This is a genomic window from Tessaracoccus rhinocerotis (assembly GCF_007197885.1).
GTDB classification, from domain to species: Bacteria; Actinomycetota; Actinomycetes; order Propionibacteriales; family Propionibacteriaceae; genus Arachnia; species Arachnia rhinocerotis.
In genome coordinates this window covers 472,501-497,150 of record NZ_VKKG01000001.1, presented here as the reverse complement: position 1 = coordinate 497,150, position 24,650 = coordinate 472,501, and the positions used below count along the sequence as shown (strand labels likewise).

Here is a 24,650-nt window from a genome sequence, read left to right as displayed (position 1 = left end):
CTCCCAGGGCGGGGCGCCCAGAGCGTCATCCGGTGGAGCGGAGGTCGTAGTCCTGGTCGACTACGTCGGCCTCGGCGGAGGGTGGGTGCTTGGGTTGGATGCGGACGCGGTAGTGGTCCAGGCGGGGCTTCGACTCGAGGCTGTTCAGGGAGCGGTTGGCCTACGCCGATCCGGCCACGACGTGTGGGGGTCGAGGCCGCATCCTCGACCCCCCGCGCCTGTTCAGCCGGCAGCGAGTTCCACGGTGTAGCTGCGCCCGATCCCGTCCGTCGCGGCCACCGTGATCTCGGTCTGTCCGCGCTGGAAGGTCGCCGACACCTCGTCGTCGCCGCCCACCTTTCTGAGGCGGCCCTGCATGGCGATCTTCAGCACGGACTGGGTGCGGATCGGGTCGCTGAAAGCCACCCGCCAGCGGCCGCCGGTCAGGTTGCGCACCATCGCAGTCACGGGGGCCTCGCTGGACACGCGCCCCACCTCGGCGGCGCCGAAGAAGGCATAGCCCGTCACCTTCGCGGCGTCGTACTCCACGGCCTGCACGGTCGAGTCGTTGCGCAGGATCCGCACCGACGGCTCCGCCGCCTCGGCCCTCACCGCATCCTCTCCCGCACCGGGCATCAGCACGTAGGCGATCCTGTCCCGAGCACCCACGGCGTGGCGGTAACCCAGCGTCACGACCCGGCGCTCGGCCAGACCGCTGTTGTTCAGCCGGATCTCGCTACGCGCGACGCTGGCCTGCCGGTCGACGAGTTCCACGGCCGGTCCGTCGAGGACGATGTAGCCCACGGCGGCACCCGCGGTCTCGTCGGCCCACCGGGCCCAGGGCATGACCGTGCCCTCTGCCGCAGTGGTCCCCGCGATGCCCTGCCCGGACACCTCGATCCGGTGCCCGGGCGGGCAGGTGCGAGCATCAATGGCGGACGTGGCGGCCCGGCCGTGGTCGTCTCCAATGTCGGCTCCCAGGACGACGATGTGGTTGTCCAGCATGAAGTACGACTTGGCTCCGCGAGCGTTCGGGTAGGCTACGAAGTCCGCTGGCAGGATGCCCTGTTGCTGGTCGCGCCAGGCCACGTCGTCGGCGACCAGGATGGACGCCACCCCGTATCCGTCGAGCTGCACACCGCCGGAGTAGTCGTTGGTGCCGAGGGGGAAGTAGACGTAGGTGTTCTGGGACACCGAGGAAGACGTGAACTCCAGCGGGTGGTCCGGGTTCTCGTACCAGTTGCGTCCGTACGACTCCGGGACGGTGAGACGTTCCTCCACGGGAGCGGTGACCCCGCCGAGTGCGTAGGCGCCGGCCGTGGCGTAGAAGTCGGTGCCGAAGTGGGCACTCTGGTCCTGCCCGTCCAGGTACAGGTAGGTGGTGCCGTCGGCCTGGAACCAGGGCTGGAGGTTCTCGCCGCTCATGTACTCGTACTTGCTGATCCGGCTGGAACTGCGTGCGACGGCGAACCCATAGCCGGGCCGCAGATGAACGTCCCGCTCCATCGCGTTGAAGGTGAAGTGCGAGACCTCCGGCACGATGTTGGCGGCCTCCAGCGCGGGGTCGGCGACGATGTCGCCGTAGGCGCCGATGGTGGCCGGTGACACGAAGCTGCTCGTGTTCGGAGCGGCAGGGGGCTCGGTGGCCAGGTACTTGACGTAGGCGCGCATCTGGTCGGCCTCGGCGCCCTCGAGGTGTCGGGACAGGTCCGTGGCACCCTCCACCACCGTCACCACGTCCGCGTAGCCGGTGCCGGTGCGGGAGACGGCGCGACCCTTGACGATCTCCATCATGTAGCCCTGGTAGATCAGCGGGGCGAAGCCTGCGGTGATCCACCGCTGCGCTGTGGGTACCAGCTCGGCGGGCTCGTAGCCGGTGTTCCCGAGCGTCTTGAGGCTCAGCATCACCTTCATCAACAGGACGCGGCCGTAGGAGCCGGTGTAGGCCACGGTGTGGTGCTGGATGAACGAACCGTCGGCGTAGTAGCCGTCGGTGTTGCCGTGGACGATGTTGGCCGGGTCGATGGTGGCGAACACCGTCGACTGGTCCTCCACCGCCTTGCGCACCCGCGGCTCGTCGCCCAGGAGTGCGCCCTGGACGATGCGGTTCATGGTGATGTCGGCCAGGTTGGCTCCGGTGTGGAAGCGTGACCCCAGGTCCACGTCGCCGTCGGTGCCGTTGCGGAGGTAGGCGTCCATCGTCGCCACGCACCGTGCAGGCAGGTCGGGATCATGGGCGCCCAGCTGCTCGTGCAGGAGGCCGAGGGCACGGGTCAGGTTGGTTGGGATGCCGATCTCCCATGCGTACCAGTTCCCGAAGTAGCCCGCGGCCTGATCGGAGTACCAGACGCGGTGCACCCAGTCGATGCCGTCCAGGACCCCGGTCTGCAGCGCGGCGTCGCCGAACTGCGTGGTTCCGGGAGTGACGGTGGCGAGAGCGATGTCGGCGAGGTACCTGAAAGTGTTGGTGTAGTTCCCCTCCGCCCGAGTCCCGAGCGGCAGGTTGCTGAACAACCGGTCGCCGGTGTCGGGGAGGGTTGCCGGATCTGCCATGCGCTGCAGCCGGGCAGCGGCATTGCTCTGGATCTGCCTGATCTTGTTGCCGACGGCCGGATCACTCCGGTCGGCAGCGGCGCCTGCGTAGATCTCCACGAAGTTGTCGAGGATCATCGGCAGGTCCGCCTCGTCGGCGCGGGCGGAGGGAAGGCTCCACCCTCCGATTCCGACGACACTGGCGAGAGACGCTGCGGCTCCGCCCTTGAGGACCGTTCTGCGCTTCATTGCGATCTTCCTCCATCTGTTTGGGGGGATGGTGGTTCCAGAAAGCACCGTAGTGACTGTGATGGGAATCCGCTTACCCTTGGCCGGGATTGATCACACGTTCTGCGAACCGGGGCGCCCAGGCAAAGAAAATTAGGGCCAGGTTGGGACCTGACCAAGGGTGACCTTGGCCAGAATTCAACCTGACCCATCTGGGGTGAGTAACGGGACTTGAACCCGCGACATCCTGGACCACAACCAGGTGCTCTACCAGCTGAGCTATACCCACCAAGTTGCCGCCCCAGTGGTGTGGAGCGGCGACGCACAACGATAGCGCATCCGCGCCGGAACAGCGAAACCGGGCCGCTCAGGCGGAGGCCGGCGCCGCGTCGGGGTTCGTCAGCGTGCCCTGGTGCTTGACCGCGACGGCGCGGGCCTCGGCGGAAGTGGGGCCGGGCTGCGGGATGAAGACCACCTCGCGGTAGTAGCGCAACTCCTCGATGGACTCCTGGATGTCGGACAGCGCGCGGTGGTTCCCGGTCTTCACCGGTGCCTGGTAGACCACCTTCGGGTACCAGCGCCTGGCCAGTTCCTTCACCGACGAGACGTCGACGTTGCGGTAGTGCACCCACTGCTCCAGTTCGGGCATGTCCCGGGCCAGGAACGCCCGGTCAGTGCCGATGGTGTTGCCGGCCAGCGGCGCCTTGCGGGCGGTGGGGACGTGGGCCTTGATGTACTCGAGGGCCTGCGCCTGCGCGTCGGCCATCGTCGTTCCCGAGGCGAGCTGGTCCAGCAGTCCGGACTTGGTGTGCATCTCGCGGACGAAGTCTCCCATGTTGGCCAGTTGCTCGTCCGAGGGCTTGATGAGGATGTCAACTCCCTCGCCCAGAACGTTGAGCTCAGCGTCGGTGACAAGCACCGCAAGCTCGATCAGGGCATCGCCGACCAGGTCCAGCCCGGTCATCTCGCAGTCGATCCACACCAGTTCGTCACTCATGGCCTAAAGAGTATGCGTACGCGCGGACAGTTCGCAGCGCACGTCCGGAGCCAATAGCATTGGACACCGGCCCCGGTAGCTCAGCGGATAGAGCAACTGACTTCTAATCAGCAGGTCGCAGGTTCGAGTCCTGCCCGGGGCGCCGAGGGCTTGCCACCGCAGCCGGAACCGCGTAGGCAATACCCATGGCTGACGTGACCGTGTTCCACAACCCCCGCTGCTCCACCTCCCGCGCCGCGCTGGAGGCGGCCGACGATGCCGGGGTGGCGCCCGCCGTCGTGCAGTACCTGAAGGAGCCGCTCGACGCAGCGGCGTTGCGCGAGTTGCTGGACAAACTCGAGGATCCTGCGACGGACCTCGTCCGGCGCGATGCAAGGTTCGCGAAGTTGGGGCTCTCCGACGACGACGTCGCGACTGCGGACCAGGTGGTGGCGGTCCTGGTCGAGCATCCCGAGCTGATGCAACGCCCCGTGCTCGTGAAGGGTGACAGGGCCATCATCGGAAGACCCAAGTCGCGGGTGCCGGAGTTCCTCGAGGGCTGAGGACGGCTGCGCCCCGCCGGATGCGGTCAGGCCAGCTCCCAGTTCGCCAGGTGCGTGAAGTCGAAGATCCCGAGCTCGGGGCGGACCGTGACCGAGACCAGGTGGACCTCTGTGACGTGGAGCGCCCCGATGGGCCCGGCACCGGACAGGCGGGCGGCCACCATGTCGTCGGGCACCTCGCCGACGGCGTAGGCCAGCGAGACGTGCGGTGCGTGCGGGGGAGCGGGCAACTCTCCCGGCAGCACCTGGGCCAGTCCCGAGACGACGGCGGCGTGCAGGGCGTCCCATCCCTGCGACGGCGCGGCGGTGCTCACCACCGCAGTCTCGTCGGGTCGCGGAGTTCCGAGCTCAAGTTCGAACGCCGCGGTCCTCGACAGGGCTTGGGTGAGTGCCGAGCCGAGCCGACTCAGGTCGGCCTGCTTGAGCTCGTCGTCGAACTGCGCGAGCCGCTGGAGGGTGAGGTGCAGGTACGGCTCGGGCATCGGGGGCAGGGCATCGAGATCCGCGAACAGCGACTGGGCGGCAACGAGCCTCTCGCCGACGGACGGGTCCGGAAGGACGTAGAGGTGGAGCGAGCCGTCATTGCGGTCCCAGGGCTCCATCTGCTCGAAGAAACTGTGCATCTTGCCTCCTGCGCGGAGCCTACTCGACCCCGCGGGACGATCTCCCACGAGGCTCGATTACTCTGGGTGCAGGCCGCGGGCGCTGTCGCGCCCCGCCATGCTTGAAATAGAGTCAGGCCCACCCGACTGACACAGGAGGTCGCCGTGCCCCAGTTCTCTGCGGAACCGCGCGACGCCAGAACCGCAGCGGGTGCGGGAGCGGCCGCCTGATGGAGGAGGCCTTCAGCGGGTTCCCAATCGGGATCACGTTCATCCTGTTCTTCCTCGGCGCCATGGTCCGCGGGCAGGCTACCTACTGGCTGGGGCGCATCATCACCGAGCAGTCGCTCAAGCGCACTCGCCCCACCAGTGGCTGGAGCAAGCGCGTCCACGACTGGCTGCAGGGCGACTCCGTCGGCAGGGGAGCCGGGTTCATCCGCAAGTTCGGCGTCGCGGCGGTGCCCTTCGCCTACCTGACCGTGGGCCTCCAGACCCTCATCATCGCCGCCGCCGGCGTGATGCGCATCAGCATCATCGCCTTCACCATCGCGCAGGTCCCGGGGGCCCTGGCCTGGGCAACGATCTACACCACCGTCGGTTTCGCCGTCTGGGGCGCCGTGTTCGGTGCGCTTCAGGGCAACCCTGTGCTCACCGCCCTGCTGGTCCTCATGGTCGTCGCCGTCATTGTTGCGATCGTGCGCAGGCGTCGGCGACGGGCCGCCGTGGAGGCCGCCACGGTCTGAGTGGGGTGGCTGTGCTGCCGCTACGCTGTTGCCCATCATGAGTACCGTCCAGATCGAGAACCGGGACCGCTGGCTGTCCGGGCTGCCGCCGAAGGCCGGCCCGCAGCGCCCGTGGCACCAGCGCATGTGGCGCAGCCCGAAGTTCTGGCTCGCGCTGGTGCTCATCCCGTTCTACGCATACTGCCTGTGGGACCAGTACCAACTGCTCCATCCCGACACCACTTTCCCCGACGGCACGGTGGCGCTGGGCCTCAACCACGACTCCCTGCGCTTCGGTGCCTTCTGGGCGATGTGGACGGCGATCGCCTACTTCCTGCTCTTCCTCTGGCTGGACCGCTTCCGCCCACAACGCCCGCTGATCTGGTTGCTGGCCTTCGGCTGGGGAGCGTGCGCCTCCACGTGGATGAGCATCTACGTCAACACCTGGGCTGGCCAGATGATGGCCACCACGGACGCCAACGCCGACATGGGAACGCGTGCCGCCATCTTCATCGCACCGTTCGTCGAGGAGGCCACCAAGGCCACCGTCCTGTTCCTGCTGGTGGTCCTGTTCCGACGACGACTCGTCTCGCGCCTCAGCCTCGTCTCGCTGGCGGGACTGTCCGCCATCGGCTTCGCGTTCGTCGAGAACATCATCTACTACGCCCGCTCGGTGGTCTACGCGACGAACACGGTGGGCATCGAGGACCCGTTCGGCGAGGTCATGGAGCTGGTCATGCTCCGCGGTGTCTACACCTCGTTCGGCCACCCGCTGTTCGGGATCATGACCGCCTTCGGGCTGGCCGTCGGCCTCTCCGCGCGCAGCAAGATCGTGCGCGTCACCGCGCCGTTGGCCGGCTTCGTGGTCGCGGCCGGCGGCCACATGCTGTTCAACGGTGTGGTCTCCACCAACCCGACCGAGGCGCTCCGGACCCAGTGGTACATGGCGTTGGGGCTGGTCGCGGTGATCACGCTCTTCCTGGTCCTCGGCGTCGTCGCACAGGCGCAGCTCGTCCGTCGCCGGCTGGGTGACTACCGCCGCGTCGGCTGGCTCACGGACCGGGACCTGGTGGTCTTCTCAGGGCCCTTCAAGCGCATGAAGCTGCACCTGGCGGGCATCTTCCGCGGCCCGAAGAAGTGGCTCGCGACCGCCCGGTTCATGCGGCTCATCACCGAGCTGGCCTACCTGCGCGAGGGCCGGACCCGCGGACTGGTGGCCGAGGCGGGGGACTCCCGCGCCCACGAGATCATCCACGAGTTGGAGGAACTGCGTCCACGGGCGCTCACGGACACCGCAGGCCTGAAGATCCTGCCCGAGCGCAAGCGCAGGTCCCGCACCGATCTACCGCCCCCGCAGGCCCCCGGGCCCTCGGGCATCGGCGGGAACTGGCCGGCGCCGCGATGACCGGCCCGGAGCAGCTGGCGAGGGCCCTCGAACACCTCGGGGCCACGCTCCCCGCTGCCCAGTACCCCCTGCCGCTCGACGGCGCCGCTGACCTGCGCCAGCTGGCGACGGCACTCCAGAACCAGGTCCGCGACTACCTCCTGCCACGGGCGGCCAAGCTCGACGCGCCGCTGCTGGCCGTCGTGGGCGGTTCCACGGGCGCGGGGAAGTCGACGCTCGTGAACGCGATCCTCGGCAAGGCACTCACCAAGCCCGGAGTGCTGCGTCCCACGACGAAGTCCCCCGTGCTGGTCTGCCATCCCGACGACGCCGCCTGGTTCCGCTCCGGCCGCACGCTGCCGGGGCTGGTCCGCAGCGACACGGAGGTCCACGACTCCCGCGCCCTGCAGATCGTCCCCTTCGACGGACTGCCCGCTGGCCTGGCGGTGCTGGACGCGCCGGACATCGACTCGGTGGACGACGAGAACCGGCGGCTCGCCCGGCAGCTCCTGCAGGCGGCGGACCTGTGGCTGTTCGTCACCTCGGCCGCCCGCTACGCGGACCTGGTGGGCTGGGAGGTGCTGGCCCAGGCCGCGGCCCGCAACGCCGTCGTCTCCGTGGTCCTCAACCGCTGCCCACCCGAGTCCATGGAGGACCTCAAGTCCCACCTCGGGCAGATGCTCGCCGAGCGGGGCGTGCACGCCGCCCGCCTGTTCGCCGTCGCCGAGCACGAGCTCGAGGGCGATGCCATGCTCCCGCCCGCCGAGGTGCAGCCCATCCGGTCCTGGCTCGGCTCACTGGCGGCGCAGAGCGAGGCCCGCGCGGACGTCGCCGTCCAGACCCTCGCCGGCACCGTCCAGGCCCTCGACCCCCAGCTGCGCAGCCTCGCCGACGGCGCCCGCCACCAACTGGGCGCGGTCGAACAACTGAGGCAGGGCGCCCAGCAGGAGTTCCGGCAGGCCCGCGACGACATCGCCCGCGCCACCAGCGACGGGACGATGCTGCGCGGCGAGGTGCTGAGCCGCTGGCAGGACTTCGTCGGCACGGGCGAGTTCATGCGCGGCGTCGAGAAGCAGATCTCCGCCTGGCGGGACCGGATCACCGGCTGGTTCAGGGGCGAGCAGCAGGCCGAGGACGTGCAGGTGGCGATCAGCGACAGCCTCGCCGCCGTCATCGTCGAGCACGGCCAGGCCGCCTGCGAGCAGGCCGCCGCTCGCTGGGCCACCACGAGCTGGGGCCGGGACATCATCGCCGCCACCCCGGGCCTCGCCCGCACCACCGCGGACTTCAACGATGCCGCCACCCGCACCATCCGCGAGTGGCAGGCCGGCATCCTGGACCTCGTCTCCGAGCAGGGCCGCGGCAAGCGGGTCAAGGCAAGGTTCCTGGCGCTCGGGACCAACGCGATCGGCGCCGCGCTGATCATCCTCGTCTTCGCCACCACGGGCGGCCTCACCACAGCCGAGGTGGGCATCGCCGGCGGCACGTCGCTGCTGGCACAGCGCATCCTGGAGGGGGTCTTCGGGGAGGACGCGGTCCGACGCCTCGCGCAGCGCGCCAAGTCAGACCTGGACGCCCGAGTCGAGGCACTGCTGGCCAACCAGTTGGCGCGCTTCGAGGAGGTCCTCGGCCAGCTGGCCGTGGACCCGGACGCCGCAGCGCGGCTCGACGCCGTCGCCGACGAGCTGCGGGCCGCCAGCCGGGGCGCCTTCGAGGACCTCACCCGGCCCGAGGGCTTCTGATGGCGCGCAAGCTGGGCGACAGGCTCGAAACCCTGGAGGAGCTCGCGGCGGCCACCGAGGGTCGCGTCCCCGAGGCCCTGACGGGGCGGGCCCGCGAGGTGGCGACGCGAGCGGGGGAGCGGCTGCGCGTCGGGCCCCAGACCGTGGTGGCACTGGCGGGCGCCACCGGTTCGGGCAAGTCCTCGCTCTTCAACGCGGTCGCCGGACAGAAGCTTGCGGTCGAGGGTGCGCGCCGTCCCACCACGTCGGAGACCTTCGCCGTCAGCTTCGGCCCCACGAACGTCGAACTCCTCGACTGGCTCGGGGTCAAGCGCCGCAACGAGGTCCCGCCGCGGCACAAGGGCCAGGAGAACCTCGTGCTGCTCGACCTCCCCGACCACGACTCCACCGAGGTGGCGCACCATGCGGAGGTCGACAAGATGGTGCGGCTCGTCGACCAGTTCGTGTGGGTGGTCGACCCGCAGAAGTACGCCGACGCCGCCATCCACCAGCGCTACCTGCGTCCCCTTGCGCACCACCGCGACGTGATCACCGTGGTGCTCAACCAGGCCGACCGACTCACCCGCGACGAGCTGGCCGCCTGCCTGAAGGACCTGCGCCGCCTCCTCGATGGCGACGGGCTGCACGGCGTCCCGCTGCTGGCCACCAGCGCCAGGACCGGACAGGGGGTCGAGGAGCTGCGGACCCGGCTCGCGGAACTTGCCGCCCGCAAGTCCGCCACCGCCGCCCGGCTCGGGGCGGACGTGGACGTCCTGGCCGCCGACTTCGACGCCGCCACCGCCGGGGGCCGGCCCGGTTCGCCTGCGCAGGGCACCGTCACGGCGCTCAACCGCAGCCTCGAGGCCTCCGCAGGGGTCCCCCTCGTCACCGACGCGGTGCGCCGGTCCATGGTCCACCGCGGCACTCTCGCCACGGGGTGGCCACTGGTGAAGTGGCTCGCCCGCTTCCGGCCCGACCCGCTCAAGCGGCTCCGGATCGGCGGCGGCAGGTCGAAGGGGGAGACCCCGCAGATCACCGAGCGCAGCTCGCTGCCCGCCCGGGGCGGCGTGGCCGACGCGCAACTGCGAACCGGCCTGCGCACCCTCTCGACCCAGCTCGGCGAGGGCATGCCAGAGGCATGGCGACAGTCCGTGCACGACGCCGTCCACACCAACACCGACGTCCTGCCCGACACCCTGGACCGCGCCATCGTCACCGCCGACCTCGGTACCGAGCGGACCCCCGTGTGGTGGCAGCTGCTGCGCGGACTGCAGTGGATCCTGGTCGCCGCCGTGGTGGTGGGCCTGCTGTGGCTGACCGCGAACCTGGTACTCGCCTACTTCGGGCTGCCGCCACTGCCGGGCGTGCCGCTGGCGCTGGCCAATGGTGTGGAGGTGCCGCTGCCGACGGTGCTTGTGTTCGGCGGACTGCTGGCTGGCCTGGTGCTCTCGGTGGGGTCACGGATCTTCGTCGGGTTGGGGGCGCGCTCGGCCGAACGGCGGGCGCGGGGCGTGCTGCGCCGTCGGATCGCCCACATCGCCGAACGCGACGTCCTGGCCCCCGCGAAGGCGGAACTCGAGCGCTACGCACGGGCGCGGGAACTCGTCGGGCGCCTGCGGTAGGTTCTCTCGTGAATCGGGATGGTTGCCCTTAGCTGGCATACTGTCGTCCGGTCCCCAGACGAAGGAGAAGCGCCCCAGTGGCTGAGTTCATCTACACCATGTACAAGGTCCGCAAGACCGCCGGCGAGAAGGTCATTCTCGACGACGTCACCTTGTCCTTCTACCCCGGAGCCAAGATCGGCGTCGTCGGCCCCAACGGTGCCGGCAAGTCCACCATGCTCAAGATCATGGCCGGGCTGGAGCAGCCCAACAACGGCGACGCCGCCCTCGCAAAGGGCGCCACCGTCGGAATCCTCCTGCAGGAGCCCCCGCTCACCGAGGGCAAGACGGTCCAGGAGAACGTCGAGGAGGCCGTCGCGGACATCAAGAACAAGATGCGCCGCTTCGACGAGATCGGCCAGGAGATGGCCGAGCCCGACGCGGACTTCGACGCCCTCATGGCCGAGATGGGAGACCTGCAGACCGAGCTCGACGCAGCCAACGCGTGGGACATCGACGCCCGCCTGGACCAGGCTATGGACGCGCTGCAGTGCCCCCCGCCGGAGACCATCGTCGACGTCCTCTCCGGAGGTGAGCGACGCCGGGTCGCCCTCTGCAAGCTGCTGCTCGAGCAGCCGGACCTGCTGCTCCTCGACGAGCCCACCAACCACCTGGACGCCGAGTCCGTCAACTGGCTCGAGGGCCACCTCAAGACCTACCCGGGCGCCGTCCTCGCCGTCACGCACGACCGGTACTTCCTGGACAACGTCGCCGAGTGGATCTGCGAGATCGACCGCGGCAAGCTCCACCCCTACGAGGGCAACTACTCCACCTACCTCGAGACCAAGCGCCAGCGCCTGCAGATCGAGGGCAAGAAGGACGCCAAGCGCGCCAAGATCCTCGAGCGCGAACTCGAGTGGGTCCGCTCGTCCCCGAAGGCCCGCCAGGCCAAGAGCAAGGCTCGCCTCGCCAAGTACGAGGAGATGGCGGCCGAGGCAGACCGCAACCGCAAGATCGACACCGCCGAGATCAACATCCCGCCGGGCCCCCGCCTCGGGTCCACCGTCCTCGAGGTCAGGGACCTCAAGAAGGGCTTCGGGGACCGCGTCCTGATCGACGGCCTGTCCTTCACGCTGCCGCGCGCAGGCATCGTCGGCATCATCGGTCCGAACGGCGTCGGCAAGACCACCCTGTTCAAGACCATCACCGGGCTGGAGGAGGCCGACGCGGGCACCGTGAAGGTGGGCGAGACCATCAGCTTCAGCTACGTTGACCAGAACCGTTCGGGCATCAACCCCGAGGACAACGTCTGGCAGGTGGTCTCCGAGGGGCTCGACTTCATCAAGGTCGGCAACTTCGAGATGCCGTCGCGCGCCTACATCGCAAGCTTCGGCTTCAAGGGCCCGGACCAGCAGAAGAAGGCGGGCGTGCTATCCGGTGGTGAGCGCAACCGCCTCAACCTGGCACTCACCCTGAAGCAGGGCGGCAACGTCCTGCTGCTCGACGAGCCCACCAACGACCTGGACGTCGAGACCCTCTCCAGCCTCGAGGACGCGCTGCTCGAGTTCCCCGGCTGCGCCGTCGTGATCTCCCACGATCGCTGGTTCCTGGACCGCGTCGCGACCCACATCCTCGCCTGGGAGGGCGAGGACGACAACGGCGTGCCGCAGTGGTTCTGGTTCGAGGGCAACTTCCAGGACTACGAGGCAAACAAGGTGCTCCGGCTCGGGGCCGAGGCCGCGCGCCCGCACCGGACCGCGCACCGTCGCCTCACTCGCTGAGGCGAACCGTGGCCGAACCCGCCGAGGGAGGGGCCGTGCCGCGAACCACGTGGCACGGCCTCGCCGGGCGCATCGCCGAGAGCAACTGGTTCCGCGGGTTCATCATCTTCGTGATCGTGTTGAACGCGATCACCATCGGGGTGTCCACCTACGACGTCGCCCCGGACCTGCGCGCGACGTTGCGGGCGGCCGAAGTGGTGTTCCTCAGCATCTTCGTGGCTGAGATGGTCATCCGGCTGGCCGCGTACCGGTTCAATGTGTTCGCGTTCTGCCGGGACCCGTTCCGGTGCTTCGAACTGGCCATCGTCGCCGTCTGCTTCCTGCCCGTGGTCACGAGCAACGTGACGCTGCTGCGTCTGGTGCGGATCCTCCGCATCACCCGGCTCATCGGGACCATGCCGGATGCGCGGGTGCTGATCGACGGCATGCGCCGGGCCGGACCGCCCGCCCTCAGCCTCGGCGCGCTGATCACCATGATGTGCTTCCTGTGGGCGGCGATCGGCTGGATGCTGTTCGGCCACCGGACGCCCGCGGGCATGCGGGGCTACTTCGACAACATAGGCGAGGGCATGCTCACCCTGTTCGAGTTGCTGACGCTGGAGGGGTGGAACCAGATCCTGCACGACCTGCGCACCATCACGCCGTGGGCGATCGTCTACGTGATCGTGTTCCTGCTGGTGGGGACCTATGTGGTGGTCAACCTGATGGTGGGCATCATCGTCAACTCCCTCGACGACGCCTACAAGCGCCGCGACATGGAGCGCGACGAGGCCGACCTGCGGCGCACCGTCGCGGAGCTGCACCAGCTCCTCGACAGGATCGAGGCCAAGGCGGAGTCGGAGGCCGAGGGGCCGGACGTGCTCGGGCTCCGCCGTCTCGAGGAGGACCAGTCCCGGCCTGACTCGTAGGCTTGTGGGCATGGAGACCTCGCCCTACGACCTGTGGGTGCCGCCCGGACCCGGCGTGCCCCAGGGCCTGGCGATCCCGGCCGCCGAACTGGCGGAGCGGTTCAGCCGTTCCTCCGGGCCCGGTGGGCAGGGCGTGAACACGACGGACACGCGCGTGGAACTGCTGTTCAACCCTGCCGCGTCCCGGACACTCACCGACGTCCAACGCGCTCGTGTCCTCGCCGCGCTGGGCGACGCGCTGGTCGACGACAACCTGGTGGTGGTCGCATCCGAACACCGCTCGCAGCTTCGGAACCGACGCGCCGCGCGCGAGCGCCTCGCCGCTCTGCTGCGCGACGCCGTCGCACCACCCGGGCCCCAGCGCAGGGCCACACGCCCCACGGCCGGCTCACGCCGTCGACGGCTCGATGCCAAGAAGCGACGTGGGCGGGTCAAGTCCCTGCGCAGCCGCGTGCCGCGCGACGGCGAGTCCTGAGTCGGGGTTGGGGGTCTCGACACGGGCGCGGGGCGCCCTACTCGACCGACGGGGGTGGGGCCCTACTTGCCCAGCGGGGGGCGGGGGTGCGGTGCGGTCAGTGGGTGGCGAGGAGTTCTGCCAGGCTCATCGAGTCCCTGTCGGCCAGGGTGCGCAGCTGGGTCTGGCAGCTGAAGCCGTCGGCGAGCACGATCGCGTCCGGGGCGGCCTCGATGGCGGGGCCAAGGTCGTGCTCGAACACCTGCACGCTCACCTCGTGGTGGCCGAGCTCCACACCGAAGTTGCCGGCCAGGCCGCAGCAACCCCCGACACGGCGCACGTCGGCGCCGGTGGCGCGCAGGAGTGCGGCGTCCGCCTCCCAGCCGATCACCGAAGCATGGTGGCAGTGCGGCTGGGCGACGATGGTGTGGCCCGAGAGGTCCGGCGCGACGAAGTCCTCGTCGCCGGCGAGGAACTCCGCCAGCGTCAGCACCTTGCCGTTCAACGCGCGGACCTCGGCGCTGTCGGGGGCGATGTCGAACGCGTCGCCCCGCCACACGGCCGTGCACGAGGGCTCGACGCCGACGATCGGGATCCCGCGCTCGACGAACGGCGCGAGTTCCGCCGCAGCCCGGAGGATCTCGCGACGTGCGCCGTCGAGCTGGCCGGTCGAGATCCAGGTCAGGCCGCAGCAGGCGGTCTTCTCCAGGACGCGGGGCTGGTAACCGAGGCGCACGAGCACCTTGACCACGGCGGCGAAGTTGTTGGATTCGAAGCAGTCGGAGAACGAGTCCACCCAGACGAGGACCTCGCCCTTGCTGCCGGGGACGATCTTGCCGTCCGGACCCTCGATCGCGCGTCGTTCGGGTGCCGCGATGGCGGCCAGTTGCCCCTTGGCGGAGCGGTTGGCGAAGCGGGGGATCTCGCGGCGGTGGTCCACACCTGCCCCCCAGCGCAGCACGCGCCCGAGCACGGGTGCCTTCCCGACGACGTTGATCAGTGATCCGACGCCCCGCAGCGTCGTGATCAGCCGTCCCCACCGCGGCAGCCAGCCGAGCGCGTAGTGGCTGCGTGGGCGCAGGCGCCCCTTGTAGGTCTCGTGGATGACGCGCGCCTTGTAGGCGGCCATGTCGATGCCGGTCGGACAGTCGCGGGCGCAGCCCTTGCAGGACAGGCACAGGTCCAGCGCCTCGTGCACCTCGGGACTCGTCCAGCCGCCCGTGACAAGGTCCCCGTTCACCATCTCCTGCAGGATCCGGGAGCGCCCGCGGGTGGAGTCCTTCTCGTCGCGGGTGGCCTGGTAGCTGGGGCACATCACGCCGCCGGCGGCGGTGTTGTCCGCGATGCACTTGCCCACGCCGCTGCACTGGTGGACGGCGGCCACGAACTCTGGGTCAGCGGTGTTCAGGGGCGAACGGGTGGCCGCGACCATGCGCAGGTTCGCGTCGATCGGGTCCGGGTCCACCAGCACGCCGGGGTTCATCAGGTTGTCCGGGTCGAAGACGTGCTTCACGGCCCGGAAGAGTTCGAGAGCCTCGGGGGAGTACATCCTCGGCAGCAGTTCGGAGCGGGCGCGACCGTCGCCGTGTTCGCCGGACATCGAACCGCCGTGTCCGGCCACCATGTCCGCCGCTGCCAGGATGAACTCGCGGAAGCGCTCGGCGCCGTCCGGTAGGTCGAAGGGGTAGTCGATGCGGGCGTGCACGCAGCCGTCGCCGAAGTGGCCGTAGGGGAGGGCGTGCAGCCCGTGCTCGTCCAGCAGCGCCTCGAAGTCGCGCAGGTAGGCGCCCAGCTTCTCCGGGGGAACCGCGGCGTCCTCCCAGCCTCCGAAGGCAGGCTTGTCGAGGCTGACCCCGGCCAGGCCGGCGCCGTCGGCCCGGACGTGCCACAGGGCGGCGACGTCGCGGGGGTCCTCGACCAGCCAGCCGGTGCCGGCGGCCTGCTCGAGCAGGGCGGTGGCCCGCCCGCGGACCTCCTGCCTGTCGTACCCGACGAGCTCGATGAACATCCAGCCGTCGCCCTCGGGGAGTGCGGGGATCGCCTCGGGGCCACGCTTGCGGATGATGACGTCGACGATGCGGCGGTCCAGTCCCTCGCAGGCCACGGGCTTGAACTGCAGCAGGTTCGAGATGTCGTCGCCCGCGTCCGGCATCGTGGGGTAGCCGAGGGCCACCACCACTCGCTCCGGGGCGTCGGTGACGAGCTGGACCTTCGCGCGCGTGATGAAGCCGAGGGTCCCCTCCGTGCCGGCGAAGAACCTGGGCAGGTTGAACTTGTTCTCCGGCAGGAGGTGCTCCAGGGAGTAGCCGGAGACCTGCCGCGTGAAGCGCCCGAACTGGGTGCGGATGGTGCCGAGGTTGCCGGCCACCAGCTCGCGCAGCTCGGCCACGTCGTCGCGGCCGAGGACCAGCAGCTCGCCCTTGCCGGTGATGACCTCGAGCTCGATGACGTTGTCCGCCATCCGGCCGTACCCGAGTGCACGGGGGCCGCAGGCGTTGTTGCCGATCATGCCGCCGACGGTGCAGCGCGACGAGGTGGACGGGTCCGGCCCGAGCCGCAGCCCGTGTGGCCGGGCGGCCTGCTGGAGCACGTCCTGCACCACGCCCGGGTCGATGTCGGCCACCCCGGTCTCGGGATCGATGGAGTGGATGCGGTTGAGGTGCTTGGCGACGTCCACCACCAGACCGGGGCCGACGGCGTTGCCGGCGCACGAGGTGCCCGCGCCACGGGCGGTGATCGGGATGCCCACCTCCAGGGCGGCACGCACCACCGCGATCAGTTCCTCGGTGGTGCGCGGGTGCGCCACCGCCAGCGGCGGCACGCGGTAGAGGGACGCGTCGGAGGAGTACAGGCCTCGCGTCAGCGTTGAGTCGTCGATGACCGCCGCGGCCTGGCCGAGGGCGGAACGCAGGCGGGTGAGGGCATCGACGAGCATGCGCCCTAGTCTGCCACCGACAGCACGGCTTCCATCGCCCGCCCGACGGCTTCGAGATCCTCGGGGGCCACTGGGTCCACCAGGATCTTGCGGACGGCGGCGACGTGCCGGGGGGCGCTCTCGACCAGCAGGTCGAAGCCCTTGTCCGTCAACTCGGCCCAGACGCCGCGGCCGTCGGACGCGCAGGTGACGCGAAGCACGTGTCCGTCGCGCTCCAGGCGGCTGACCGTGTGCGTGAGCCGCGAGCGCGACTGGTGCACCGCATCCGCCAGTTCACTCATGCGCATCCGACGCCCGTCGGCCTCGGAGAGGGAGACGAGGATCTCGTACTCGGCCAGGTTCAGTCCGAAGCGGCGGAGGTCCGCGTCCAGGAACTGACTGACGCGTGCCGTGGCGCGCAGGTACTTGCGCCAGACCTGCTGCTGCTCCCCAGAGAGCCAGTTCGTGTTGTCCATGTGGACATTGTACGCGAAAGTGGTTGATTATTCAATCGTTTTCCCGCTCCCGCTGCTCGCCCGCACCCGATAGCATGTGCCGGAAACGAGAGGGGATCGACGATGACTCTGCAGAACGAGCTGCTCGGCTTCGCGAAGTCCGTGGGGGAAATGTTCAACAACCGTGTGGCAGAGACGCCACAGCGTGTTGCGTTCATGGAACCCGATCGCGCGGGCAATGGCAACTGGACCAAGTACACCTGGGCCCAGACCAAGGACGAGGTGGACGCCATCGCTGCGGGACTCCTGGCCCGTGGCCTCACCCACGAGCAGCGGGTCGCGATCATCTCCGGTACGAGGCTCGAGTGGATCCACGTGGACCTCGCGATCTCCTGCGCGGCGGGCGCCACCACCACCGTCTACCCGAACACCGCCGCCGGTGACGTGGACTACATCCTCAAGGACTCCGGCTCGGTTGTCGTCGTCGCGGAGGACGCCGAGCAGGCCGCGAAGGTGGACGAGGACCCGGAGGTGTCGGCGCAGGTCCACACCATCGTCGTGTTCGACACCGACGGCGTGGACCTCGATGAGCGCACGATCAGCCTCGCCCAGCTCAAGGAGGCCGGCCGCGCGCTGCTGGCGGAGAACCCGAGCGCCGTGGATGATGCCATCGCGAGCACCGACCACGACACCCTCTCCACCCTGATCTACACCTCGGGCACCACCGGGCGACCCAAGGGCGTCTGCCTGACCCACGCCTCGTGGGTCTACGAGGGTGCGGCCACCAAGAGCTGGGACCTCCTCAGCCCCGACGACCTGCAGTACCTCTGGCTGCCCTTGAGCCACGTGTTCGGCAAGGCGCTGATCGCGGTGCAGCTGGCCTACGGGTTCGCCTCGGCCGTCGACGGCCGTCTGGACCAGATCGTCCCCGGGCTCGGGGCGGTCAAGCCCACCTTCATGTGCGGCGCACCGCGCATCTTCGAGAAGGTCCGCGCCGCCGTGCTCACCGGCAACACCGGTCTGAAGGCCAAGATCGCCCGCTGGGCGTTCGCAACTGGACGCAAGTCGCACCCCTACCGCCTCGCGGGCAAGGAGCTACCCGGCCTGCTGAAGTTCCAGTACAACCTCGCCGACAAGCTCGTGTTCAGCAAGCTCAAGGAGAAGCTGGGCGGCCGCCTGCGCTTCATGATCTCCGGATCGGCCAAGCTCTCCCCGCAGGTCCAGGAGTGGTTCTACTCCGCCGGCATCCTGATCGTCGAGGGCTACGGGGCCACCGAGACCAGCGCCATCGCGTTCCTCAACCTGCCCACCGACCCGCTGTTCGGCAGCGTCGGCCAGGTGCTGCCGGGCTGCGAGGCGAAGATCGCCGACGACGGCGAGGTCCTCATCCGTGGCCCCATCATCACCACCGGCTACCACAACCGTCCGGAGAAGACCGCCGAGGTGATCGACGACGAGGGCTGGTACGCAACCGGTGACATCGGCCAGTTGGACTCCCAGGGGAACCTGCGCATCACCGATCGCAAGAAGGACCTCTTCAAGACCTCGGGCGGCAAGTACGTCGCGCCCCAGAAGGTGGAGGGCGCCATCACGGCGAACATCCCCTACATCTCCCAGGCCGTGGCGGTCGGCGACGGGCACAAGTACGTGTCCGCCCTCGTGGTCATGGACCCGGTGCTGCTGCAGAAGTGGGCCGAGAAGCGCCAGCTCACCCACCTCTCCTACGCGGAGCTCACCCAGCTGCCCGACATCAGGGACTCGATCGAGCGCCAGATGGAGAACGTCAACTCGCGCCTGGAGCGCTGGGAGACCGTGAAGAAGTTCGCCATCCTGGACCACGAGCTCACCGTGGACAACGACTCGGTCACCGCCAACCAGAAGATCCGCCGCAAGCTGGTCATCGAGAACAACGCAGAGCTCGTCGAGGGCATGTACCCCCAGGAGGACTGAGGTTGTTCGAGTTCCGGTGCCCCCTGCGCTGGTCCGACCTGGACGCGCAGGGGCACGTGAACAACGCGCTCGTCGTGGACTACCTGCAGGAGGCGCGCGTCGCCTTCTTCAAGTCCGGTCCGGCGTCGCAGCTGTTGGACGAGGGCATCGTCGTGGTGGGGCACCAGGTGGAGTACCTCGCCCCGATCGACTACCGCCCCGAGGGCCTCGACGTCGAACTGGTCGTCGCGGCCCTCGGAGGGGCGCGCTTCGAGATCACCTACGTCCTGCGGCAGGGGGACCGGCCCGTGGCGCGTGCGCGCACGGTGCTGTGCCCCTTCGACTTCGGGGCCAACCGGCCTGTGCGGATCCCCGATGACGTCAGGGAGTACCTGGGCGCGCACCTGGCGGAGGTGGAACCGCTGCGCGAACTCGCCACCCCACGGCTCGACGGGCGGGGGAGTGCGACGGACCTGTTCGTGCGCTGGAGTGACCACGACTCCTACGCCCACGTGAACAACTCCAAGACCTACGACTACATCCAGCAGGCCAGGGTGGTCGCCACCGCTCAGTGGGACCCGACGATGGCCCGCGTCGGGCAGGCCGACTCGCAGCACCTGTGGCTGGTGGCGCGCCAGGACGTCGACTACGTGGCTCAGTTGACCCACCGGATGGAGCCGTTCGCGGTGCTCACGGCACCGGTCCGGCTGGGGACGTCGTCGGTCACGCTGGCGTCCGAGATCGTCGATCCCGGGACCGGGACGGTGTTCAACCGGGGCCGCACCGTGCTCGTGTGCGCGGACACCCGGCTGCGGCCGACGGCGCTGCCCGAGTCCACCCGGGTGGCGCTCGAGCGGAGGCTGGTGGCCTAGCGGTCTGCCGCGCGCAGGCCCTCTCTCAGAGCGCGGAGACGGCCGCCTGCTCGATCGCCAGGCCGGCGCGGTAGCGCTCCATGAACTGGTCGAATCCGGCGACGTCGGAGGGATTGGGCTCCATGGTCTCGACCTCGGCTCCGGCGAACACCTCCGAGCCGAGCCAGTCGGCCAGGGAGTCGGAGCCCGAGCCGAGGAACGCCGCGAGCAGCGCCATTCCCCACGCACCGCCCTCGCCCGCGACGTCGCCGACGGACACGGGCGTGTTCATCGCGGCGGCGAGGAACCCCTGTGCGACGCCCTTGGTCTTGAACAGGCCGCCGTGGGCGAACATCGAGTCCATCTGCACGCCCTCGTCCTTGATCAGGATGTCCATGCCGACGCGGAGGGCGCCGAAGGTGGAGAACAGGTGCGTGCGCATGAAGTTCGCGAGCGTGAAGTTGCTGTTGGGCGTGCGCACGAACAGGGGCCGCCCCGCCTCCAGCCCGACGACGTGCTCGCCGGCCAGGTAGTTGTAGGCCAGCATGCCGCCACCGTCGGGATCTCCTTCGAGGGCGGAGCGGTAGAGGGCGCCGAACAGTTCGTTGACGTCGATGGTGGAGCCGACGGCCTTCGCGGCCTCACCGAACAGGTTCACCCATGCCTGCAGGTCGAGCGCACCGTTGGCGGCGTGCGCCATCGCGACGGGGTCCCCGGCGGGGGTGGTGACGAGGTCGATCTCTTCGTGCAGTTCCTTCAGCGCGTCCTCCAGCACCACCATGGCGAAGATGCTGGTGCCGGCCGAGACGTTTGCGGTGCGTCGGGCGACGGAGTTGGTGGCCACCATGCCCGTTCCGGCGTCGCCCTCCGGCGGTGCCATGGGGATGCCGGGGCGGAGTTTCCCGGAGGGGTCGAGGAGGCGGGCTCCGGCCTCGGAGAGGGAGCCGGCGGGTGCACCGGCGGGCAACACCTCCGGCAGGAGGTCCGCAAGCTTCCACTCGAAGCCCTTGTCGGCGACCAGTTCGTCGAACTTGGCGAGCATTCCGGCGTCGAAGCTGCCGGTGCCGGCGGCGATGGGGAACATGCCGGAGGCGTCTCCGACGCCGATCCTGCGCTCGCCCGAGAGCTGGGAGTGCACCCAGGAGGCGAGCGTGTCGACGGTGGCCAGCCGGGAGACGTGCTCCTCGCCGTTGAGGATGGCCTGCCGCAGGTGGGCGACGCTCCAGCGCTGCGGGATGTTGTGCTGGAAAAGCTGGGTCAGTTCGTGGGCGGCCTCGCCGGTCATCGTGTTCTGCCAGGTGCGGAACCCGACGAGCTGGTTTCCGTCGGAGTCGTGGGCGACGTAGCCGTGCATCATCGCAGAGACGCCGAGTGCGCCGGTGGTGGTGAGCTCCACCCCGTGGGCCGCAAGAACGTTCGCCGCAAGGTCCGCGTACGCCGCCTGCAGGCCGGTTCGGACGAGCTCCAGGTCATAGGTCCAGATGCCGTCCGCCAGCGTCGAGCGCCAGTCGAAGCCGCCGGTGGCGAGGGGCTGGTGGTCCGGGCCGATCAGCACTGCCTTGATCCGGGTGGAGCCGAGCTCGATGCCAAGCGCCGTGCGGCCGCCGGTGATCGCCTCGTGCGCTGTGGAGTCCTGCATTTTCCAAACCTCTCCTTCGAGATCTCGGGCCACGACGCTCGTGGTGCTCCCGCTCAATCTAGCCGTCCCCGCACGTCCCCGACAGTTCGGGGCCGCCCTGCGGAGGAGTTCTTGCCGGGCCCTGTCGCGCGCCCTGCCCCAATGGTAATGTGAGCGTTCACATCCTAGGAGGAAAAGTGACGATCGTCTTGTCAGAGCTGACTGCCGACCAGCAGGCCGCCGTAGCAGCCACCCGCGAGAAGGTGGCGGCGCTGCACGCCGAGCTGCCCCGCAACGAGCTGGTGGTCTGGACCGCGGGCAACGTCTCCGAGCGCGTGCCCGGAACCGACCTGTTCGTGATCAAGCCGTCGGGCGTCTCCTACGACGAACTCTCCGCCGACGTGATGGTGGTGTGCACGCTCGACGGGCGCAAGATCGTCGATGGCACCCCCGACAGCCTCAGCCCCTCCTCGGACACGGCCGCCCACGCCTACGTCTACAGCCACATGCCGGAGGTCGGCGGCGTCGTGCACACCCACTCCACCTACGCCACCGCGTGGGCCGCGCGCCGCGAGCCCATCCCGTGCGTGCTGACGATGATGGCCGACGAGTTCGGCGGGGACATCCCGATCGGACCGTTCGCCCTGATCGGCGACGACTCCATCGGCCGCGGCATCGTGGAGACCCTCCGGGGCTCCAACAGCCCGGCCGTACTGATGGCCAACCACGGCCCCTTCACCATCGGCAAGGACGCCCGCTCGGCGGTGAAGGCCGCAGTCATGGTCGAGGAGGTCGCTCGCACCATCCACATCTCGCGGCAGCTCGGTGAGCCGCTGCGCATCGACGAGGCCGACGTCGCCCGCCTCTACGACCGCTACCAGAACGTCTACGGCCAGCCGGCCGCGGACCTCAATGAGGAGAACTGAATGCAGAACCCATTCGCCGGCAAGAAGATCTGGTTCCTGACCGGCTCCCAGGACCTCTACGGCCCCGAGACGCTGGAACAGGTGGCCACCCAGTCGCAGGAGGTGGTGGCCAACCTCAACGCGGCCGACGCCATCCCCGTCGAGATCGAGTGGCGCCCGACGCTCAAGGACCGGGACTCCATCCGTGCCGAGATGCTCGCCGCCAACGCGGACGAGTCGGTGATCGGTGTCATCTGCTGGATGCACACGTTCTCCCCGGCCAAGATGTGGATCCTCGGCATCGGTGCGCTGACCAAGCCGATGCTGCACCTGCACACCCAGGCCGCGCAGGAGCTGCCGTGGGCGACCATCGACATGGACTACATGAACCTCAATCAGGCCGCCCACGGCGACAGGGAGTTCGCCTACATCGTCTCCCGGCTCGGCAAGGCACGCCGCACCGTCGTCGGCCACTCGTCGAACGCCGACGTGCAGGCCAAGGTGGGCACGTGGGCCCGGTCGGCCGCCGGCTGGTACGAACTCCACCACCTGCGCCTGGCCCGCTTCGGTGACAATATGCGCAACGTCGCCGTCACCGAGGGCGACAAGACCGAGGCCGAGGTGAAGCTCGGCGTCTCGGTCAACACCTGGGGCGTCAACGACCTGGTCGCCGTGGTGGACGCGGTCGACGACGCAGCCGTGGACGCCCTGGTGGCCGAGTACGAGGAGCTCTACGACGTCGTACCCGAACTCCGCAAGGGCGGTGAGCGGCACGAGTCGCTGCGCTACGGCGCCCGCCAGGAGATCGGCATGCGCAAGTTCCTCACCGACGGCGGCTTCGGCGCCTTCACCACGAACTTCGAGGACCTCGGCGCACTCAAGCAGCTCCCCGGACTCGCCGTGCAGCGGCTGATGGCCGACGGCTACGGCTTCGGCGGCGAGGGGGACTGGAAGACCGCCATCCTCGTCCGAGCGGCGAAGGTGATGGGCCACGGCCTCGACGGTGGAGCATCGCTGATGGAGGACTACTGCTACCACATGGTCCCCGGACAGGAGAAGATCCTCGGCGCCCACATGCTGGAGATCTGCCCGTCGCTGACCACCTCGAAGCCCAAGCTCGAGATCCATCCCCTGGGAATCGGGGACCGCGAGGACCCGGTGCGCCTGGTCTTCGACGCGGACCCCGGACCGGCGCTGGTGATCGCCATGAGCGACATGCGCGAGCGCTTCCGCCTCACGATGAACGTCGTCGAGAACGTCGAGCCCGACGCGCCGCTGCCGAACCTTCCGGTGGCCCGCGCGGTGTGGGTGCCCGAGCCCGACTTCGCCACCTCGGCGGAGTGCTGGCTCGTCTCCGGTGCCGCCCACCACACCTGCATGACCACCTCCACCACGCGTGAGATGTGGGAGGACCTGGCGGACATGGCAGGGATGGAACTGGCGGTCATCGACAACGACACCACGACCCGCGGCTTCGCCCGGGAGCGTCGCCTCGAGCTGGCGTACCACCGGTTGACTCAGGGCGTCTGATGCGGGCGCGGCCGCCGGGCATGATGGCGGTTGCGCGGCTCGCAGGCGTCTCCCACCAGACGGTCTCGCGCGTGCTGAACACGCCCGAGGCCGTCCGGCCCGCCACCCGTGACCGTGTCGTCGCCGCGATGCGCGAACTCGGGTACAGCCGGAACCTGGCTGCCCGGGCGCTCGTGACGCAGCAGACGGCGCTGCTCGGGGTGGTCTGGACCGGTGCGGCCTACTTCGGCCCGTCGAGCACCGTCGGCGGTATCGAGGTGGCCGCCCGCGCCGCTGGCTACTCCACGCTGGTCGGGGCCCTCGAGACCTACGACGAGGGCGAGGTGAGGGCGCTGTTCCGCACCTTCCGGGACCGCGGCGTGGAGGGCATCGCCGTGGTGGCCCCGCGCGAGCGGGTCGCGCAACTGGCCCGCGAGTACGCCGCCGGCATCCCCGTGGTGCTGGTGGCCGACGACGGCTCGGACCCATCCCTGTCCACGGTGGCGGTTGACCAGGAACTGGGCGGCAGGTTGGCCACCGAACACATGCTCGAGCGCGGCTGCCGCCGTGTCCTGCACCTCGCCGGTCCCCAGGACTGGTTCGACGCCCGCGCGCGTGCTCGCGGATGGCGGGCCGCCCTGGTCTCCACCGGTCTGGAGGTGCAGGAGATGGTCGAGGGGGACTGGAGTCCGGAGAGCGGGTACGAGGCCGGGCGTGCGCTGGCTGAGTCGGGTGACCTGCCCGACGGCGTCTTCTGCGGGAACGACGCCATGGCCGTCGGCCTGGTCGCCGCACTGCGGGACGCCGGGGTGGACGTGCCGGGGCGGGTCAGCGTCGTCGGTTTCGACGACCTTGCCGGCGTGGCCTTCTTCGCGCCGCCGCTGACCACCGTCGCCCAGCCGTTCGCGGAGCTCGGCGCCAAGGCGCTGGAGGTGCTGGTCGACGCGATCGCCGGTGCCGAGGCCGTGGCGCAGCGGCTGGAGCCGGAGTTGAGGGTCCGCAGCTCCGTCCGGTGAGC

The 24,650-nt window shown here is 69.5% G+C and carries 19 protein-coding genes and 2 tRNA genes; 14 read left to right on the top strand and 7 right to left on the bottom strand.

Going from position 1 to position 24,650, the window contains the following annotated elements:
• Nucleotides 1–222: 222 nt before the first annotated feature.
• From FOJ82_RS02300 to orn, 3 genes are all read right to left on the bottom strand, one after another.
• A complete protein-coding gene (locus tag FOJ82_RS02300; protein ID WP_143936821.1) occupies nucleotides 223–2,760 on the bottom strand; it encodes a polysaccharide lyase family 8 super-sandwich domain-containing protein in 2,538 nt (845 codons plus the stop codon).
• Nucleotides 2,761–2,952: 192 nt separating this feature from the next.
• Nucleotides 2,953–3,028 (bottom strand) — tRNA-His (locus FOJ82_RS02295).
• 78 nt (nucleotides 3,029–3,106) lie between these two features.
• Nucleotides 3,107–3,736: an oligoribonuclease gene (gene orn / locus FOJ82_RS02290; RefSeq protein WP_143936820.1), complete on the bottom strand. Its 630-nt coding sequence runs from the start codon at nucleotides 3,734–3,736 to the stop codon at nucleotides 3,107–3,109.
• 69 nt (nucleotides 3,737–3,805) lie between these two features.
• Between orn and FOJ82_RS02285 the strand changes: the two genes are divergently transcribed.
• Together FOJ82_RS02285 and arsC are read left to right on the top strand one after the other, a co-directional pair.
• A tRNA-Arg gene (locus tag FOJ82_RS02285) sits at nucleotides 3,806–3,878 on the top strand.
• A 43-nt stretch (nucleotides 3,879–3,921) separates the two neighbouring features.
• On the top strand, nucleotides 3,922–4,278 hold the full coding sequence (gene arsC / locus FOJ82_RS02280; RefSeq protein ID WP_143936819.1) for an arsenate reductase (glutaredoxin): 357 nt from the start codon (nucleotides 3,922–3,924) through the stop codon (nucleotides 4,276–4,278).
• A 26-nt stretch (nucleotides 4,279–4,304) separates the two neighbouring features.
• Here the strand turns inward: arsC and FOJ82_RS02275 are convergent, their stop codons facing one another.
• Nucleotides 4,305–4,901: a 2'-5' RNA ligase family protein gene (locus FOJ82_RS02275; RefSeq protein ID WP_143936818.1), complete on the bottom strand. Its 597-nt coding sequence runs from the start codon at nucleotides 4,899–4,901 to the stop codon at nucleotides 4,305–4,307.
• Nucleotides 4,902–5,110: 209 nt separating this feature from the next.
• Here FOJ82_RS02275 and FOJ82_RS02270 point away from each other — a divergent pair, with 209 nt between their 5' ends.
• The 7 genes from FOJ82_RS02270 to arfB all read left to right on the top strand — a co-directional run bounded on the left by FOJ82_RS02270 (nucleotide 5,111) and on the right by arfB (nucleotide 13,472).
• Nucleotides 5,111–5,623: a DedA family protein gene (locus FOJ82_RS02270; RefSeq protein ID WP_143936817.1), complete on the top strand. Its 513-nt coding sequence runs from the start codon at nucleotides 5,111–5,113 to the stop codon at nucleotides 5,621–5,623.
• 37 nt (nucleotides 5,624–5,660) lie between these two features.
• A complete protein-coding gene (locus FOJ82_RS02265; protein WP_143936816.1) occupies nucleotides 5,661–7,007 on the top strand; it encodes a PrsW family intramembrane metalloprotease in 1,347 nt (448 codons plus the stop codon).
• A complete protein-coding gene (locus tag FOJ82_RS02260) occupies nucleotides 7,004–8,728 on the top strand; it encodes a P-loop NTPase family protein (protein WP_143936815.1) in 1,725 nt (574 codons plus the stop codon). The genes FOJ82_RS02265 and FOJ82_RS02260 overlap by 4 nt, the downstream gene beginning before the upstream one ends.
• Nucleotides 8,728–10,329 (top strand): GTPase, encoded by a 1,602-nt coding sequence (locus FOJ82_RS02255; protein ID WP_143936814.1) that lies wholly within the window; start codon nucleotides 8,728–8,730, stop codon nucleotides 10,327–10,329. The genes FOJ82_RS02260 and FOJ82_RS02255 overlap by 1 nt, the downstream gene beginning before the upstream one ends.
• Before the next feature lie 77 nt (nucleotides 10,330–10,406).
• Complete coding sequence (gene ettA / locus FOJ82_RS02250; RefSeq protein ID WP_143936813.1) at nucleotides 10,407–12,089, top strand: energy-dependent translational throttle protein EttA; 1,683 nt, start codon at nucleotides 10,407–10,409, stop codon at nucleotides 12,087–12,089.
• Nucleotides 12,090–12,124: 35 nt separating this feature from the next.
• The gene (locus FOJ82_RS02245) at nucleotides 12,125–12,997 is read left to right on the top strand and encodes an ion transporter (protein WP_185975583.1); all 873 of its coding nucleotides are present in this window, start codon (nucleotides 12,125–12,127) and stop codon (nucleotides 12,995–12,997) included.
• 10 nt (nucleotides 12,998–13,007) lie between these two features.
• On the top strand, nucleotides 13,008–13,472 hold the full coding sequence (gene arfB, locus FOJ82_RS02240; RefSeq protein WP_143936811.1) for an alternative ribosome rescue aminoacyl-tRNA hydrolase ArfB: 465 nt from the start codon (nucleotides 13,008–13,010) through the stop codon (nucleotides 13,470–13,472).
• A gap of 97 nt (nucleotides 13,473–13,569) precedes the next feature.
• Here arfB and FOJ82_RS02235 read toward each other — a convergent pair whose 3' ends face one another.
• The gene (locus FOJ82_RS02235) at nucleotides 13,570–16,386 is read right to left on the bottom strand and encodes an FAD-binding and (Fe-S)-binding domain-containing protein (protein WP_143936810.1); all 2,817 of its coding nucleotides are present in this window, start codon (nucleotides 16,384–16,386) and stop codon (nucleotides 13,570–13,572) included.
• A gap of 5 nt (nucleotides 16,387–16,391) precedes the next feature.
• Complete coding sequence (locus FOJ82_RS02230) at nucleotides 16,392–16,841, bottom strand: MarR family winged helix-turn-helix transcriptional regulator (RefSeq protein ID WP_143936809.1); 450 nt, start codon at nucleotides 16,839–16,841, stop codon at nucleotides 16,392–16,394.
• Between the two features lie 102 nt (nucleotides 16,842–16,943).
• Here FOJ82_RS02230 and FOJ82_RS02225 point away from each other — a divergent pair, with 102 nt between their 5' ends.
• Nucleotides 16,944–18,770 (top strand): AMP-dependent synthetase/ligase, encoded by a 1,827-nt coding sequence (locus tag FOJ82_RS02225; protein WP_143936808.1) that lies wholly within the window; start codon nucleotides 16,944–16,946, stop codon nucleotides 18,768–18,770.
• A 2-nt stretch (nucleotides 18,771–18,772) separates the two neighbouring features.
• Entirely contained in the window at nucleotides 18,773–19,621 is an 849-nt protein-coding gene (locus FOJ82_RS02220) for an acyl-CoA thioesterase (RefSeq protein WP_185975582.1), read from the top strand.
• A gap of 25 nt (nucleotides 19,622–19,646) precedes the next feature.
• Here the strand turns inward: FOJ82_RS02220 and FOJ82_RS02215 are convergent, their stop codons facing one another.
• A complete protein-coding gene (locus tag FOJ82_RS02215; RefSeq protein WP_143936806.1) occupies nucleotides 19,647–21,239 on the bottom strand; it encodes a xylulokinase in 1,593 nt (530 codons plus the stop codon).
• 176 nt (nucleotides 21,240–21,415) lie between these two features.
• On the opposite strand from FOJ82_RS02215, the gene FOJ82_RS02210 reads away from it, so the two are divergent.
• From FOJ82_RS02210 to FOJ82_RS02200, 3 genes are read left to right on the top strand one after another with little or no spacing between them, the layout of a single operon-like run.
• Entirely contained in the window at nucleotides 21,416–22,144 is a 729-nt protein-coding gene (locus FOJ82_RS02210) for an L-ribulose-5-phosphate 4-epimerase (protein ID WP_143936805.1), read from the top strand.
• Complete coding sequence (gene araA / locus FOJ82_RS02205; protein WP_143936804.1) at nucleotides 22,145–23,653, top strand: L-arabinose isomerase; 1,509 nt, start codon at nucleotides 22,145–22,147, stop codon at nucleotides 23,651–23,653.
• Nucleotides 23,653–24,648, top strand: a complete 996-nt coding sequence (locus tag FOJ82_RS02200) for a LacI family DNA-binding transcriptional regulator (protein ID WP_221932999.1) — start codon at nucleotides 23,653–23,655, stop codon at nucleotides 24,646–24,648. The genes araA and FOJ82_RS02200 overlap by 1 nt, the downstream gene beginning before the upstream one ends.
• Nucleotides 24,649–24,650 lie beyond the last annotated feature (2 nt).

Bases quoted from the DNA above. Each gene is read 5' to 3' on its own strand.
- araA (WP_143936804.1), top strand. From the start codon at position 22,145: ATGCAGAACCCATTCGCCGGCAAGAAGATCTGGTTCCTGACCGGCTCC.
- arfB (WP_143936811.1), top strand. From the start codon at position 13,008: ATGGAGACCTCGCCCTACGACCTGTGGGTGCCGCCCGGACCCGGCGTG.
- FOJ82_RS02225 (WP_143936808.1), top strand. From the start codon at position 16,944: ATGACTCTGCAGAACGAGCTGCTCGGCTTCGCGAAGTCCGTGGGGGAA.
- FOJ82_RS02300 (WP_143936821.1), bottom strand. From the start codon at position 2,760: ATGAAGCGCAGAACGGTCCTCAAGGGCGGAGCCGCAGCGTCTCTCGCC.
- FOJ82_RS02200 (WP_221932999.1), top strand. From the start codon at position 23,653: ATGCGGGCGCGGCCGCCGGGCATGATGGCGGTTGCGCGGCTCGCAGGC.
- FOJ82_RS02255 (WP_143936814.1), top strand. From the start codon at position 8,728: ATGGCGCGCAAGCTGGGCGACAGGCTCGAAACCCTGGAGGAGCTCGCG.
- arsC (WP_143936819.1), top strand. From the start codon at position 3,922: ATGGCTGACGTGACCGTGTTCCACAACCCCCGCTGCTCCACCTCCCGC.
- FOJ82_RS02235 (WP_143936810.1), bottom strand. From the start codon at position 16,386: ATGCTCGTCGATGCCCTCACCCGCCTGCGTTCCGCCCTCGGCCAGGCC.
- orn (WP_143936820.1), bottom strand. From the start codon at position 3,736: ATGAGTGACGAACTGGTGTGGATCGACTGCGAGATGACCGGGCTGGAC.
- FOJ82_RS02260 (WP_143936815.1), top strand. From the start codon at position 7,004: ATGACCGGCCCGGAGCAGCTGGCGAGGGCCCTCGAACACCTCGGGGCC.
- FOJ82_RS02270 (WP_143936817.1), top strand. From the start codon at position 5,111: ATGGAGGAGGCCTTCAGCGGGTTCCCAATCGGGATCACGTTCATCCTG.
- FOJ82_RS02265 (WP_143936816.1), top strand. From the start codon at position 5,661: ATGAGTACCGTCCAGATCGAGAACCGGGACCGCTGGCTGTCCGGGCTG.
- FOJ82_RS02275 (WP_143936818.1), bottom strand. From the start codon at position 4,901: ATGCACAGTTTCTTCGAGCAGATGGAGCCCTGGGACCGCAATGACGGC.
- FOJ82_RS02230 (WP_143936809.1), bottom strand. From the start codon at position 16,841: ATGGACAACACGAACTGGCTCTCTGGGGAGCAGCAGCAGGTCTGGCGC.
- FOJ82_RS02215 (WP_143936806.1), bottom strand. From the start codon at position 21,239: ATGCAGGACTCCACAGCGCACGAGGCGATCACCGGCGGCCGCACGGCG.